This is a genomic window from Fructobacillus sp. ChS1-6f1-1-27 (assembly GCF_059579415.1).
This window is the reverse complement of record NZ_JCAOER010000007.1, coordinates 1-15,417: the sequence shown is the minus strand read 5'-3', so window position 1 is coordinate 15,417 and position 15,417 is coordinate 1. Positions and strand designations below refer to the sequence as shown.

Below are 15,417 nucleotides of genomic sequence, written 5' to 3'. Positions count from 1 at the left end.
TGCCTATGCGAACATCTGTTCGTATAATGAGGAGTAAGAATAACGGAGTAAGAACGATATGGAACAGCAAACGTTTGACCAGGTTTACCAACAGGAAAGCCGCCGGGTCATTTTTTTAATCGACTCAAAAAGTTTCTATGCCAGTGTCGAGTGTGTGGAGCGGGGCTTAAACCCGTTGCAGGCGATGCTAGTGGTGATGTCTCACCAGGAAAATGACACTGGTGGCCTAGTACTGGCTTCCTCGCCGATGGCAAAGAAGAACTTAGGCATTTCAAACGTGACCCGGCAAAAGGACGTCCCGGATATTCCAGGCTTGGTGAAGGCTGAGCCACGGATGAACCTCTACATTCAAAAAAACCTAGAAATCAATGCGATTTACCAGCAGTACGTTGACCCAGAGCACTTATTGCCTTACTCAATTGATGAATCAATCTTAGATATCACGGACTTTTGGCATTTGTTCGGTAAGACGCCGGTTGAAGTTGCCAAAAAAATTCAACGGCAGGTCCTTAATGAAACTGGAATTTATTTAGCAGTCGGTATTGGTGAAAGTCCAGCAATGGCTAAATTAGCACTGGACTTAGATGCTAAAAAAGCACCACATTTATTGGCAGATTGGCACTATGGTGATTTGCCAGAGAAGCTTTGGCCAATCGATAATTTTAGCCACGTCTGGAGTATTGGGCAAAAAACAGCTAATAAACTGGAACGGTGGGGAATTGCCACAATGGGGGACTTGGCTCATTACAATCCTTACCTGTTAAGGGAGAAGCTTGGTTTGGTTGGCGAACAGCTGTATGGCCTAGCTTGGGGAATTGACCGGTCAGACTTAAGTGAGAAGCTCCGAGTTAAAAATAAGTCTTACGGAAATTCGCAAGTCTTACCCGAAAACTACCACAAAAAAGAGGCTATTCAGGTCGTTATCCAAGAAATGGCGGACCAGGTTGCTAGCCGACTGCGGGCTCATGGTAAACAGGCGGCGGTAGCAAGTCTCTACTTGGGCTATGCGAACCAAGGGATTCATTTTAACACCCGGCACCGGCCAGAAACTGGTTTACACCAAAGCATTCGAATTGACCCAACCAACCAAACAAAGACGCTGATGAAAGTTTTAACTAATTTATTTAATAAGTACTGGTCCGGTCAGCCGGTCCGTTACATTGGAGTGACCTTTGGCGATTTACACACAGAACTTGCTCAAGAGATTTCCTTGTTTGAACCAGAGCCAGTTCAAAAGGAGCAAGAGGACCCGATTGATGCGGTTGTTGATCAAATCCGACAAAGGTTTGGCTCAGCTAGCTTAGTCCGGTCGATTTCGTTGGAACAAGGTGGGACGGCGATTAGTCGGGCTAACCTGGTAGGTGGCCATAATGGAGGAAATAGTTATGAATGATTTTTTAACTGGTGATGAGCTGGCTAGAGTTGCTAAAACATACTTTGAACAGGATTACCGTGACCGCGGTAAAGTCAAGTGGAACGGTTTCTTTTTATCGGACCATACGGCTCAGCTAAACCGGCAGAAACAAGAACTTTTAGCTCTTGATGAAGCTGGTTGGCAGCCGCAATTAGACTATGAAACAATCTTTCAAACAGTTCACGCCGCAGCAAAGGCCGGTCAAAAAATTCTGGTGCAAAAAAACGAACAAAACTTAGATGGGCAAGTTGATGCAACCCAAGCTGGCCATGTCACAGGCTTCTTTGAAGATGGCTTTTACTTGGATTATGACCCTTATGAATGGGCAAATATCCGCTTTGTTAGCCAAAGCCATGCTGACCATTCTGATAAGCAAGGCAAAAACCTGATTCAAGAGCTAGAAGACTTAGTTATTCCTCTATTTAAAAAAGAGAAGAATACCGTTTATGAGCTGCGAATTGTTGAACAGCACTACAGTCAGCGAATTAACTTCTTCTTTGAGTGGGGACTGGTTGGTCGGGCCACCGTCTCCCGGCAAATTAAAACAGTTGAGATGAAGCAGGTACCGAACTTAGAAGAATTGCGTAATAAATTAATTCAAAGGCTACCGGTTAAAGTGGCAATTGCCGACTAATTTGTCTAATAAGTTGACCAACCGTGCTGTTCATGACAAGAAATCGACATCTTTTGACATCTTAGCGATAATATTTTTACATATATGTAAAAAAGAATTATAATAAGTCTAAATAAAGATGAATAGGAGATGTCTTATGTCAGAAAATGTCATTCCAGCAAGCACCGCGATGTTGCGAGTCCTTGGAAATTGGGGCGTTGACCACTTGTTTGGTTATCCAGGTGGCTCTTTCAATTCAACGATGGCGGCGTTGGCCGACCAGGATCAGTTGAAATATATCCAAGTTCGCCACGAGCAAGTCGGCGCCTTGGCTGCTGCAGCTGACGCTAAGTTAACTGGTAAAATTGGTGTTGCCTTTGGTTCTGCCGGACCCGGCGCAACTAACTTACTGACAGGTCTTTACGATGCCAAGGAAGACCACGTCCCTGTTCTAGCACTGGTTGGGCAAACACCACGAACGGTCATGAACTATCATTTCTTCCAGGAATTTAACGAAGATCCTATCTTTGAAGATGTGTCCGTTTATTGTCGGACGGTCATGACCCCTGAAAGTTTGCCACACGTTGTTGACCAAGCAATCCGTGAAGCCTATAAGAACCATGGTGTTGCAACCGTTATCATTCCAAATGACTTAGGCTATGCAGAAATTCCAGATAAAGATTATGGTTCACACAGCACGACCGATGATAAGTCTGAACCACAACCAGAAGCTACTGATGCTGAAGTGAAAGAATTCTTGCAAATGGTCAAAGCTGCTAAGCGACCCGTTATCCATGTCGGACGTGGAATCCAAGCTGGCGGTGATGACTTAGTCAAACTATCAAAGCAATTACAAATTCCATTGGTGATGACTGGATTAGCCAAGGGACATGTTGATGAAAGCTATGAAGGTAACCTGGGAATGGCCAACCGTGCCGCTTCCAAAGCAGCCGATGAAATCATTGCTAGCGCTGACCTTTTGATTGCTATTGGGGCGGACTTCCCATTTGCAAACTTGGTTTATACCACCCATGATTTCAAGTTTGTCCAGGTCGATAACGACCGGGCTGAATTAGGCCGGCACCATGACTTGGACCTTGGTATTTGGTCTGATGCGACAAGCTTTGTTAAAAAAGCAGTTGCTATGAGTGAACCGGTGGCCGAAACACCATTCTTTAAGGCGGCAGTCGCTGATAAAAAGAACTGGTTTGACTACCAAAAGCAGCTCCAAGATGATACTAGCGAACCGCTGAAGGCCGAACCAATTTACAAACAAATTAACCGGGTGGCTGACTCGGATGCCGTCTTTGCCATTGACATCGGCGATAACATTATTAACTCATTCCGGCACTTGCAGGTGACGCCAAAGAATAAGTTTGTGATTTCTGCAATCTTTGCTTCAATGGGTTCTGGCTTGCCAGCCGCATTGTCAGGGCAGCTGTCTTACCCTGGACGCCAAGTTTGGAATATTGCTGGTGATGGTGCCTTTTCAATGATCATGCAGGACTTGCTGACAGAAAAGAAGTACGACTTACCAATCATTAACGTGGTCACTTCCAACAAAACGTTGAACTTTATTAAAAGTGAGCAAGATGACGTTAAGATGCACCATTCTGGTATTGATTTGGCAGACCAAGACTTTGCGATGATTGCAAAAGGAATGGGGGTCGAATCTGTTACCGTTACAAAGACAAGCGAATTACCAGCAGCCTTTGATCAGGCAGTGAAAGTTACCAAGGCTGGTCGGCCATTCTTGATTGATGCTAAGATTTCTGATGCTCGGTCATTGCCAGTTGAAGAGTTGCAGTTGAAGACAACTAATTCAGGTGTTGAAGAAACCTTGAACCCAACTTATAACAGTAACTTCGACTTGCAACACCCAGGCTCAGTCCGTGAGTTCTTGGACTCATACGATGGCCAAGAATTGAAGACTCTACCAGAGTTCTTCCAAGAAAATGGGGTTGAGTGGTAGAAATTAATAAGTGAACTTATTTAAAAAGTCGTCTAAATAAGGCGGCTTTTATTTTGCCTAACTTTGATTGCATGGCAAGCTAGAACCGGTGTAAAATAGGGAACAAGGAGCGGATATCATGGCAAAACTTGTTTTACTACGACACGGGCAAAGTGAATGGAACCAAGCTAACCGTTTTAATGGTTGGATTGATACTTACTTGTCTGAAACCGGAAAAGATCAGGCTAAGGCTGCTGGTCAGGCATTAAAAGATCAAGGGCTTATCTTTGACCAAGCCTATAGTTCTGTTTTAAGTCGAACCATTATGACTGTTAACCGGCTCTTAGACCAATTAGGCCAGTCTTATCTCCCTTTAACAAAGACTTGGCGGTTAAATGAGCGCCATTACGGGATTTTACAGGGTGAAAACAAGGATGACATGCGAGCTGAATACGGCAAGGAGACCGTTCAAACCTGGCGTCGGTCATATGATATTTTGCCACCTAAGCTGGGCGAGTACCGTCCAGCCGTAGTCATTGACGGTCAGACTTATCCAGCCTTTGACCACCGTTACCATGATATTCCACTAGGATTGCTACCTCGTAGTGAAAACATCCAAAGCACTGAAATTCGAGTTCGGCCATTATTTGAGAAAGAAATTAAACCCCGGTTATTTGCTGAACAAAATATTTTGATTGTTGCACACGGTACTTCAGTTCGGGCCCTAACGAAATTAATCGAGGGACTAACGCCAGAAGAAGTCACACAAGTTGAAATTCCAAATGGACAACCAATCGCCTATGACTTTTCGGCTGATTTGTCATCTTATACAAAAACAATAATTTAATGAAAGCGCAGGAACAGTTGTCCCTGTGCTTTTTTCGTTAAAAATAAACTAGACCAAAATATTTTAGCGGTTGAATTTTAGTTATTAGGCCTGGATAATAGAGGTAGTCAGCATTTTGTATTTCTTAAAAATCGGAGGATTTTATGGACGTTCAAACCGCATTAGAACAACGGAAGTCAGTTCGTTGGTACCAAGACAAGCAGGTACCGGTAGATTTGTTGACCAAAATTGTGGCAGCTGCCCAAAAGGCCCCCTCATGGGTTAATACCCAACCAGTACGGCTAACAATCGCTACTGGAAAGACACTAGAAACAATTCGAGCAAGTCACGCGAAGGCAAACTTGGACGAAAATGTTCATGGTAATTCAGTCTTGCCATACCAAGCAATGGGTGACTGGGATGAAACGTCACAAAAAAATATGATGACATGGTTTGCTGGGTCTGCTGAGCAAGCAGGCGACGATTGGACGACCAAGATTGGCAAGGCTAGTACTCAGCTTTATAATGCCCAAGCGGTTGTTTACTTTACTTTAGAAGCTGGTTACCCCGACTGGTCATTAATTGACCTCGGCTCGATGATGCAATCACTATTATTGGCTGCCGAAGAAGAAGGATTGGCCTCTTTGCCGGCTTATGAATTTGTTAAGTACCCTGACCAATTAAAGGAAGCCTTGCATTTGCCAGGAGATCGGTTGCCAATTATGGGCGTTGGCCTTGGTTACCGAGACGGTGACCATGATTTGAACAAAATTGATGCCAACCGAATGGCAACAGAAGATATTTTGACAATCTTAGATTAAAAGGTATGAAGGAGGAAGAATGACAAAAACGTTAGTAATTGGTGCACACGGCAAGGTTGGACAGTTGTTAGTAAAAGAATTGGCCGAAAATGATTTTCAGGTTTTAGCTGGCTTTCGAGATGAAAAACAATTTGATACGGCCGACGGTTTAGCCAATGTGACGCCAGTTCACTTTGATTTGGACCAAAGTGGAGCAGAGATGGCCGGCTTTTTAACTGAACACGATGTTGACCAAGTCGTCTTCACCGCTGGCGCTGGTGGCAAAGGTGGGGCAGAACGAACTACTCAAGTTGACTTAGATGGCGCCGTAAAAACGATGGATGCTGCTAAAAAGGCTAATATTAAGCATTATTTGATGGTTTCAGCTGCAGGAGCTGATAATCGTAAGGCTTGGGCAGCTTCTGGTATTTATACCTATTATATGATGAAACACTATGCCGATCGCTTCCTACAAGCCTCTGGACTGCCTTATACAATCTTGCGACCAACTGGGTTAACTGATGACCAGGGGCAAGAAACAGTTTCTCTAACAGTTGATTTTGCTAATGGTCCAATGACAATTAGTCGGGCAGATGTTGCTCATTTCGCTCGAAAGGCCCTCCAGTCGGAGAAGACAATCGGCCAGATTTACAGTTTAACTAGCGGTTCTAATCAGATTGACCAATTAATCTAATAAATTTCTTCAGGCGCTTGACTTAGAGTGAACTATAGGGTGTTTAATAGGGGTGTCGTGAAAGAAAATTAATTTTGTTAGGAGATTTTGAATGAAGCAAACGATGTTTATGAAAGCTGGCCAGGTTCAAGTTGAAGAGGTTGAAAAGCCAACAATTCAGCAGCCAGATGATGTGATTTTAAAGACTGTCCGCGCTAGTGTCTGTGGGTCAGACCTTTGGCCTTATAGCGGTGGTGATGACAAAGAAGAACACTCATTGAACACTGGTCACGAAGCAATTGGTATCGTTGAAGAAGCCGGATCAGCTATCACTACTTTGAAAAAAGGTGACTTTGTGATTGCGCCATTTATCCATGGTTGTGGTCACTGTGCTGCTTGTTTAGCTGGCTATGAAGCTGGCTGCTTAAGCCACCAAGACAACTTCAGTGCCGGTGAACAAGCGGAATACATCCGTTACCAGCATGCTAACTGGTCATTGGTTAAGGTCCCTGGCAAGCCTGAAGATTACACACCTGCGATGTTGAACTCATTTTTGGCTTTGGCCGACGTTATGCCAACTGGTTATCACGCCGCTAAGTCAGCTAATGTCCAAAAGGGCGATACTGCTGTCGTTATTGGTGATGGTGCCGTTGGTTTGTCTGGGGTCATTTCAGCCAAGATGCGCGGTGCTAAGAAAATCATCATTATGAGCCGTCACGAAGACCGTCAGAAGTTAGCCATTGAATTTGGTGCGACGGATGTTGTTGCCGAACGCGGTGACGAAGGAATCAAAAAGGTCCGTGAATTGACCAATGGTGTTGGTGCTGACGCGATTTTGGAATGTGTTGGTTCTGAACAAACAATGGCGACCGCTGTTGGCGTTGCCCGTCCTGGTGCCGCCATTGGCCGAGTTGGTTTGCCACACGGTAATGGTGTCAACCAAGCCCAAACTTTCTATGGTAATATCACGGTTGCCGGCGGCCCTGCATCAGTGACAACTTACGATAAGGGCTTCTTGTTGCAAGCTGTTTTGAACGGTGAAATTAATCCTGGTAAGGTCTTTACCGACGAATTTGCCTTGGATGATATTAACGATGCTTATCAGGCAATGGCTGACCGGAAGGCAATTAAATCTGCAATTCGAATTTAATATTGAGAATGAAAGAGTGCTAGTTGGCGCTCTTTTTGTTTAAAATGAAAATATTATTAGAAATAGGTTGAAAAATTCTAATTTAAGAATAGAATACAAGGTAACAGATAAGAACAGCAACGATAAGAAAACGCTTTTGCTTGGGATTTAAGGGACCGTTGGGGCAGTGCGACAACGGATGAACAGCAAGAAGCCATCCTTCTTTAGCTAGTGACTGAAAATAGTAGGCTCACTCGGCAGCAACCGTTACCATGCCACTGTATCGCCTTTGGGGCCGTGCGGGTTGAGGTTAGAGCCTTGCTCTAACAAAATAAGGTGGTACCGTGCAGAAGCACCCTTAGTTTTAGCTTTTATAGTTGAAATTAAGGGTGCTTTTCTTTATCTGGATTAAACTGAAAGGAGGTTGTTGATTTTTTGCTCGTTACATTCGTTTAACAGACCAACAGGAGGCCAATATGACAATGATGGAAGAAGTGAGCCAAGTAGCAACCAAGAAAACGCCGGTAGAACTGGCTAACGCCCTTTTTCAGGCATACCAGAATAAAGAAGCACTAACGATTAGTGATTGGGCCGATGTGGTGGATGACGAACAGACTGCCTACCAAGTCCAAGACCAGTTAACCCATTTGAAGGGTCAGCCCTTGGGCGGGTACAAGGTCTCTTTGACTAGTGAACAAACTCAAAAGATGTTTGATTCCGTTGAGCCTTTATACGGTGCTCAAGTTCAAAGCCATTTTGTAGAAAGCCCAACAGAATTATCGTTAAAAAGCGACTTAATGGATCCTTTAGCAGAAGTAGAGCTAGTTTTTAAAGCCAAAGAAGATTTGACGGGAGAGGAATCTTTGGCTGAACTACAGGCTAAAACCACCGTGGCAGCCGGAATTGAAGTCCCTGATTCACGGTTTTCAGAATGGTTTCCAAGTCTAAATAAGTACCTGGTGATGTCCGATAGTGCAGTTGGTGGTTTTGTCTTATACGGCAAAGAACGAGATAGTTCTGATTTACCCTTTGATGAATTTGCCAAGGTAAAGGCACGGCTCTACCACAATGATGAGTTAGCGGGTGAGGGGACAGCGGCAGAAGTTCTGGGAAACCCCTTATACGCACTCGAATGGCTGAACAAAAAGCTAGCCAGTCAAGGCAAGACTTTAAAAGCTGGCCAACGAGTTTCTTCGGGAACTTTCTTGTTGCCACCACACCTAACGAAAGGGACCTGGACGGCAAGCTTTAGCCACGACTTTCCAACCGTGAAGGTCAAGGTTGATGATTAAAATTTTAAGTAACTTGCCTTTTGCTGGAATTATCCGCTATAATTCTTTCTTGGGGAGTCCGGGTGACGGGCTGAGAGGAAGGTAACCCTTCGACCCGTTGACCTGATACGGATCATGCCGTCGTAGGAATTATGTTTAATTCTTTTTAATGGACGCTTTGACGTACAGTCAAAGTGTCTTTTTTATTTGCTAGCAGATAAAAATTAGTGCAAATGACGCAAGGTCTAACTATTTAAATTCAAAGGAGGAGATAACAACGGTTCACGGACCAATCCGTGCGGGACAAGGGGAGCGCCTTGTTTTTGAATAACAGCGATGGGAAGCCGTGTTCCGGCGTGAGAGGAAACCAGCAAGTTTCGACCGACTACTCGATGAAAGTGGCCACCGTGCCCTAACTTAGTTGAGAAGCGTCGCTGTTAAAACCGTCGTTTCTCATGATTTTGAAGGAGAATGTTTGAATGAAAACGAAAAGAATTGTTACCACTGCTCTCTTAGCTGTCCTGGCTTATATCTTAAATACTTTTGTAGTTTTTCCAGCCATGGCGCCGTTTCAACACTTTGTCGACGTGTTAGCGGCTGTCTTAGTTGGACCGTGGTATGGCTTTGTAGCAGCCTTGTTAACTGGGTCAATGCGGGTGTTACTTGCCGGCCGGACTGCCCAAGCCCTCTTAGGGGCTGTGTTTGGACCAATTATTGCTGGCTATTTATATAAATGGACCAAGAGCCTTACCCTGGTTTTTCTCGGTGAAGTTTTTGGTACTGGGGTCATCGGTGCTTTAAGTTCTTACCCGGTCATGAAGTACTTGTATGGTTTGGACGTGCACCACTGGTATTACTTTATTCCATATTACCTGCCAGCTGCGATTGTTGGGGCTGGGCTCGGTGTAATCGTGCTCTTAGCCTTAAAAAAATCAGGAACACTTCACAAAATGATTAATACAATTGAAAAATAGAAAAAGCACACCGAGGAGTGACGTATACCCCGAAAGTTAAAGTACTTTCGGGGTATACGTCAAAGGGTGTGCTTTTTTCGTTACTTTAATTTGCTAGGCAAGTCAACTAATTCATTAACCTCCGCCGTTGGGGCAACATCCCCCGATAAATCCTTATTCTTCAAGTTCACCCAAATGGTGTCTAACCCATAGTTGTGACCACCTAGAATATCTGAGGTGAGGCCGTCGCCGATCATCACCGTGTTTTCCTTATTCATTGCAGGATTATCATGAAAGATTCGGTCATAGAATGCTTGGTCAGGTTTTGAAGCACCAAGCATCTCGGAAGTATAGATTTGGTCAAAATATTTTTCAAGGCCGGTTTCTTTCAAGCGCCGACGCTGAGTTTGGTCTTGACCGTTGGTTCCAGCCAAAATGGTATATTGGCCATTTAGTGACTTCATTAATTCAGGTGCGTAGGGGAGGACCCGGTAGTTTTCATCTCGCAGGGTAGCGTACTCATGCTCTAAAGCCATCGCATCCCCAGTTAATTCCAACTTAGCTAACGTCTTAGGAAACCGTGTCGCAAAAATCTCTTCGCGGTTAATTTGGTCAAGCTCATAGGCCTTCCAAAGGCCTGAGTTGGTTTCTTGGTAAGCAGCTAGAGCCTGGTCTAATTTTTGATCGGTTAAGCCGAAGTGCTTATTAAAAAGGTATTTGACGTCTGCAATCTCACCACCCTTAAAGTCTAAAAGGGTATCATCTAGGTCAAAAATTAAGTATTGGTACATTATCGAAGCTCCTATAAAGATACAAAAAGTGATGCTTTGTTATGACTTATATTTTCCACTATTTATACAAAAAATTCAAATAAATCTAAAATTTTCTTGATTTATCGAGAAAACCGTCTATAATTGCTCAATGTAAAACACACGAACGGAGTTGCATATGAAAATTCAAAAGAAGCACGTCATTGGGATTGTTTTAACAATTTTGATTTCATTACTAGCTGACTTTTTGGCCAAGTTCTTACCACAGCTTGGAGCGGAAAGTATTGCGATGCTAATCGGAATTTTGTTGGGAAATACAATCTTTAGTAACGAACGCTATGCTGCTGGGGTCAAGTGGTCTGAAAAGTACCCGATTGAAATCGGAATTGCCTTGCTTGGATCAACATTGACCTTTAAGACCTTGTCGAAGCTAGGGTTTAACGGAATTGGCTTTATTATCTTAAATATGATTTTGATTATCGGAATCGTATTCGTCCTTGGTAAGTACGTCTTTAAAGTTGGTGACTCCAGTACCATGTTGATGGGGGCTGGAAATGCTGTCTGTGGGTCCAGTGCGATTGCCGCCGTTGCCCCAGCTATCCAAGCAAAAGATGATGACCGTCGAACAGCGGTTGCCACTGTTTCTTTGACTGGAATGTTGCTCTTGCTAACTTTGCCTAGCTTATCACACTACTTCTTTGGCTCAAACGACTTGCTTCGTGGTGCTTTAGTTGGTGGAACTGTTCAATCAGTTGGGCAAGTGGTCGGAACTGCTGCTTTGATTAACAGTAACGTTGTGACCTTTGCTACCTTGTTTAAGCTTTTACGTGTCATGATGTTGGCCTTTGTCGTAATTGGCTTTGCCACTATGGCTCGCCGCAAGGCTGCTAAGGAAGGTAATGGAGAAGAAGTTAAGGCTGGTAAGGTGACTATCTTGCCTTGGTATATTATCGTCTTTGCCATCCTCTTGGTCATTAACTCAATCTCTGCTCTGCCAAATGCAGTTCACTCAGTTAGCCACACTTTGAGTACCTTCTTCGGAGTAGTCAACTTGGCTGCAATCGGTTTGAACTTGAAATGGACCGTTATCAAGAAGAGTGGTGTCAAATTCTTGAGCTTTGGCTTCTTGGTTGGTACTGTTCAAGTTATCTTAGCGGTTATTTTGATTAAGCTGTTCTTCTAGGAATTTGATAATCGAATTTCAAAAAGGCAAACCCTTAAAAGGTTTGCCTTTTTTCGTTTTAATTTATCTTTTTTAAAGGCTTTGAAAGGTGTAAACTGAATTTATGCAAAAAAGTCATTTACAAGTTAACACCACCCGGGTGACCACGATTCTTACCGGTATTATCGTTGGAATCCTAGTGGGGACAGTTGTTTCACTCTTCCGGTTTGGGATTGAAAAGTCTCTCGACTGGTGGCGAAGTATGTATACATATGTTGTAAACGGCCATTGGGTAGTCTTATTATTAATCATTGCGATTAATCTGGTGATTGCCGTTATTGCCGCTGCCTTACTCAAACAAGACCCACAAATTGCTGGGTCTGGTATTCCTCAAGTAGAGGGGCAGTTAATGGGTCAACTGCAATTAAACTGGGTTTCAATCTTGTGGCGGAAACTAGTGGCTGGTGTCTTAGCCATCGGTAGTGGTTTAATGCTTGGCCGCGAGGGTCCATCGATCCAGCTCGGTTCGGCAGTCGGACAGGGGGTTGCTGAACAGCTCGGCCTTGATGAAAGCAACAAGCGGAGCCTAATTGCTGCGGGAGCAGCAGCCGGACTATCTGCTGCCTTTAACGCACCCTTAGCCGGTGTAATGTTTGTTTTGGAAGAAATTTACCACAGCTTTTCGCCCTTTGTTTGGGTTGGGGCTCTATCCGCAGCGATAGTGGCCGATTCCGTTTCCACCGTCGTTTTTGGTCAAACACCGGTTTTGTCAGTTGGCCAACTACCATTAGTACCAATCCACTTATATGGACTGCTCATCATTTTAGGCTTGTTACTTGGTCTCCTTGGCTTATTTTACCAAAAAACGTTGTTAGCCAGTTCTAAGTTTTACAGCCTGTTTCATTTGCCAAAGCACTGGAATGGGGTCATCGCACTATTACTCATTATTCCAGTAGGTCTGATTTGGCCAAAGGGGCTTGGGGGCGGAAACAACATTGTCTTAGCACTCGGACACCATGTGCCCGGCTTGCAAATTTTATTAGCAATGGTGGTTGCTCGCTTCATCTTTTCAATGATGAGCTACGGGTCAGGACTTCCTGGTGGTATTTTCCTACCAATCCTAACCCTAGGAGCCTTAAATGGGGCAATTATTGGGCAAGTTTTCGTGATTTTGCACCTCATGGCTGCTAAGTACCTAATTGACTTTGTTGTGATTGGGATGGCGGCTTATTTTGCTGCGATTGGAAAAGCACCATTTACTGCCATCATTTTAATCGTTGAAATGGTCGGATCAGTCACGCACGTCTGGCCCTTGGCCTTTGTCAGTTTAATTGCTTATGCCGTCGTTGATTTCTTCAATGGGGCACCAATTTACGAGTCCTTATTAAACCGACTCTTGACAAATAAAGTCACCAACAATGCGTCAGAAATGATTGACCTTGAAATACCTGTTCTTGCTGTCAGTTCCATTGAACACCAAGAAATTCGAGACATTGACTGGCCTGCTAAAGCAATTATTATCAAGGTCCAACGAGGAGACGAAACGCTTATGCCATCAGCAGACTTAGTTCTTCGAGCCGGTGACATCTTATTCATTCGAGTTGCTAAACAAGATAGCCAAGAAATTCATGAATCACTATTGTTAAAAATGTGAGTGGCTATAAATAACTATTTTTAATAATAATAAGGCGCTGGCAAATGTGTTGATTAGCATTTGTCAGCGCCTTATTTAGAAAGAGAATCGGGTGAAGCTAGTACCAAAGAATGGGAATTTTTGGTTTAGGTGAGATTTGTTACTGGGGAGTCGAACCCCAGACTAAGCTATTTTTCGTACTATTCATAATTACAATTCGTAGTGCTAAGGACTAAAAAATTTAAGGAGGTTCCATCAATATGGACCAATACGGATAATGTGAGTTTAGTACTAACTATAACGGAACGCCCTCCGTCACCCTAAAAAAAGTATAGCAAGAAAATTAGTTACCTCTGTTCCAAACAAAAGTCTTTTTTTAAAATAAATCGGTCTAAGAGATATTGCATGATAGAAATGTCTAAAAACGCCTCAACAGCAGTATTTTAGAGCAGTTCAACATGTTATAATCTCAGTAGCAAACAAGTAAAGATGGTGGCTATCCTGAAAAGGAGGTGGTACTTATGGTGTCAAAACTATAAACGCAACCACTTTAGGAAAGGAGAAGCCTTGGTGACCATTTCGGACATCATCGCATTACTGATTGCGTTTGGGATGTTCATCCTAGCGTTAATCAGGATTGTGGTTGAGCTAATCGATAAGATTTGCAATAAAAAATAACCATCTCAAAGCTTTGACCAGCTGATGGTTATTTTATAATCTATAAGGCTAGCCACCGTTTAATGGGTTTGCTAGGGGAGCTGTAGTTGATGCTACAGCTCCTTTCATTTGCCCTTATTATAACACGGTTTTTCAGTGTGCATGCTATAATAATTGTATTAAGGGCAGATGCAGGCGAAACCCATATCAAATTGCCGTTGAAAAAGGAGGCTTTTTTAATGCGCATTAATGTTTTGCAACATACACCCAACGAGGGACCTGGCAGCATTGCTAAATGGTCTGAAACGCATGGTCACGAAATGACTACCTATCACCCGGCCCAATTTGACGGCGTCTTACCCACACCTGAAGAAACTGATTTATTAGTTATTTTGGGTGGGCCAATGAGTCCTAATGATGACTTAGACTGGATTAAACAAGAACGAGTATTAATTCAAGCATTGCTAAACCAGCATAAACCAATCTATGGTGCTTGTTATGGGGCTCAACAAATTGCCAAAACACTAGGCTACCAAGTGATGGATTCACCTTATAAAGAGGTCGGCTGGGCACCAGTCATGAAGCAAAGCGACCGAATCCCTGGTTTGCCAAACCAATTAATTGGTCTGCACTGGCATGAGCAAATGTTTCAGGTTCCAGACCAGGCTGACTTATTATTTAGTTCTGACCTAGTGAAAAACCAAGGCTTTGTCTTTGAAAACGTGGTTGGCCTACAGTTTCATTTTGAACCATTAGCAGACAATGTCCGAGAAATGGTCGCAAATGACGGGTCATATGCTGATGACCCTAACAACGCCTTACACCAGGATGGTCAACAGATTTTGGGCCATGGTGTTCCAATGGAAAATCAAGCCGTGATGTTTCAATTGCTAGATTATATAGTTGCGAAAAATAAAGATTAATCAAAAAAGGCCCTAGCTTTTAATGACGTATACCCCAAAAACTAAAGTAAATATTTACTAGTTCGCTAAGCGGCTGGTTGCCGATATTCAATCGGTGACCGGCCGCTTAGTTTTGTTTGGATGCGTGTTTCGTTGTAGTACTGAATAAACCACTTAATCTTCTTGACCAATTTTGTCCTTGTTGGATATTGTTTCAATGGACCAATTTCAGTTTTTAATTTATTGAAGAAACTTTCAATGACGGCATTATCCAAGGCAGTTGCTTTCCGTGACATGCTTGGTTTAATGCCGTTTTTCTTTAATAACCGTTGCCAAGCACGGTGACGGTATTGCCAACCTTGGTCAGTATGTAACACCGTTTGATAATGCCTGTGAGGCATTTTAGGTAATAAATCTTGTACCGCCTTTAAGGCAAAGTCTAGGTTCGGACGCGTAGCGATTGAATAAGAAACAATCTCACGATTATACAGGTCCATAATAGGCTCTAAGTAAATTTTTTGTCCTGTTTCGCCCACCTTAAACTCCGTCACATCACTGACTAACTTTTGAAAACGGCGGTCAGCGGTGAAGCGACGACGAATGCGATTCTTAACAGTTTGACCATTTGGTCCCGGATAAGAATTATATTTCCGAATTTTCTTA

Annotated in this window: 15 protein-coding genes and 1 riboswitch; of the genes, 13 read left to right on the top strand and 2 right to left on the bottom strand. The window is 43.4% G+C overall.

Features of this window, described 5'->3' with window-relative positions; genetic code table 11:
• Positions 1 to 58 precede the first annotated feature (58 nt).
• From AC5162_RS04465 to thiW, 9 genes are all read left to right on the top strand, one after another.
• Complete coding sequence (locus AC5162_RS04465; RefSeq protein ID WP_496534054.1) at positions 59 to 1,393, top strand: Y-family DNA polymerase; 1,335 nt, start codon at positions 59 to 61, stop codon at positions 1,391 to 1,393.
• Complete coding sequence (locus AC5162_RS04460) at positions 1,386 to 2,048, top strand: hypothetical protein (protein ID WP_496534053.1); 663 nt, start codon at positions 1,386 to 1,388, stop codon at positions 2,046 to 2,048. Before AC5162_RS04465 ends, AC5162_RS04460 begins: the two co-directional genes overlap by 8 nt.
• A gap of 136 nt (positions 2,049 to 2,184) precedes the next feature.
• On the top strand, positions 2,185 to 3,999 hold the full coding sequence (gene spxB / locus AC5162_RS04455) for a pyruvate oxidase (RefSeq protein WP_496534052.1): 1,815 nt from the start codon (positions 2,185 to 2,187) through the stop codon (positions 3,997 to 3,999).
• A gap of 118 nt (positions 4,000 to 4,117) precedes the next feature.
• Positions 4,118 to 4,825 carry a 2,3-bisphosphoglycerate-dependent phosphoglycerate mutase gene (locus AC5162_RS04450; RefSeq protein WP_496534051.1) on the top strand — a complete coding sequence of 236 codons (708 nt, stop codon included), beginning with the start codon at positions 4,118 to 4,120 and terminating at the stop codon, positions 4,823 to 4,825.
• A gap of 143 nt (positions 4,826 to 4,968) precedes the next feature.
• Positions 4,969 to 5,625: a nitroreductase gene (locus AC5162_RS04445; RefSeq protein ID WP_496534050.1), complete on the top strand. Its 657-nt coding sequence runs from the start codon at positions 4,969 to 4,971 to the stop codon at positions 5,623 to 5,625.
• 19 nt (positions 5,626 to 5,644) lie between these two features.
• A complete protein-coding gene (locus AC5162_RS04440) occupies positions 5,645 to 6,298 on the top strand; it encodes an SDR family oxidoreductase (RefSeq protein ID WP_496534049.1) in 654 nt (217 codons plus the stop codon).
• 91 nt (positions 6,299 to 6,389) lie between these two features.
• Positions 6,390 to 7,427 carry a zinc-dependent alcohol dehydrogenase family protein gene (locus AC5162_RS04435; protein WP_496534048.1) on the top strand — a complete coding sequence of 346 codons (1,038 nt, stop codon included), beginning with the start codon at positions 6,390 to 6,392 and terminating at the stop codon, positions 7,425 to 7,427.
• 464 nt (positions 7,428 to 7,891) lie between these two features.
• A complete protein-coding gene (locus tag AC5162_RS04430) occupies positions 7,892 to 8,698 on the top strand; it encodes a 2-keto-4-pentenoate hydratase (protein ID WP_496534114.1) in 807 nt (268 codons plus the stop codon).
• 40 nt (positions 8,699 to 8,738) lie between these two features.
• A riboswitch (TPP riboswitch) is annotated at positions 8,739 to 8,844 on the top strand.
• 312 nt (positions 8,845 to 9,156) lie between these two features.
• Positions 9,157 to 9,651, top strand: coding sequence for an energy coupling factor transporter S component ThiW (gene thiW, locus AC5162_RS04425; protein WP_496534047.1), 495 nt, complete (start codon positions 9,157 to 9,159; stop codon positions 9,649 to 9,651).
• An 80-nt stretch (positions 9,652 to 9,731) separates the two neighbouring features.
• Here thiW and AC5162_RS04420 read toward each other — a convergent pair whose 3' ends face one another.
• Positions 9,732 to 10,421, bottom strand: coding sequence for a YjjG family noncanonical pyrimidine nucleotidase (locus AC5162_RS04420; RefSeq protein WP_496534046.1), 690 nt, complete (start codon positions 10,419 to 10,421; stop codon positions 9,732 to 9,734).
• 157 nt (positions 10,422 to 10,578) lie between these two features.
• Here AC5162_RS04420 and AC5162_RS04415 point away from each other — a divergent pair, with 157 nt between their 5' ends.
• The 4 genes from AC5162_RS04415 to AC5162_RS04400 all read left to right on the top strand — a co-directional run bounded on the left by AC5162_RS04415 (position 10,579) and on the right by AC5162_RS04400 (position 14,775).
• Entirely contained in the window at positions 10,579 to 11,583 is a 1,005-nt protein-coding gene (locus AC5162_RS04415; protein WP_496534045.1) for a YeiH family protein, read from the top strand.
• Positions 11,584 to 11,686: 103 nt separating this feature from the next.
• Positions 11,687 to 13,216: a ClC family H(+)/Cl(-) exchange transporter gene (locus AC5162_RS04410; RefSeq protein ID WP_496534044.1), complete on the top strand. Its 1,530-nt coding sequence runs from the start codon at positions 11,687 to 11,689 to the stop codon at positions 13,214 to 13,216.
• Between the two features lie 468 nt (positions 13,217 to 13,684).
• Positions 13,685 to 13,873 (top strand): putative holin-like toxin, encoded by a 189-nt coding sequence (locus AC5162_RS04405; RefSeq protein WP_496534043.1) that lies wholly within the window; start codon positions 13,685 to 13,687, stop codon positions 13,871 to 13,873.
• Positions 13,874 to 14,091: 218 nt separating this feature from the next.
• Positions 14,092 to 14,775, top strand: a complete 684-nt coding sequence (locus AC5162_RS04400; protein ID WP_496534042.1) for a type 1 glutamine amidotransferase — start codon at positions 14,092 to 14,094, stop codon at positions 14,773 to 14,775.
• Positions 14,776 to 14,840: 65 nt separating this feature from the next.
• Here the strand turns inward: AC5162_RS04400 and AC5162_RS04395 are convergent.
• Positions 14,841 to 15,417 (bottom strand): IS3 family transposase (locus tag AC5162_RS04395; protein WP_496534041.1); only part of this gene is annotated, 577 nt, incomplete at its 5' end.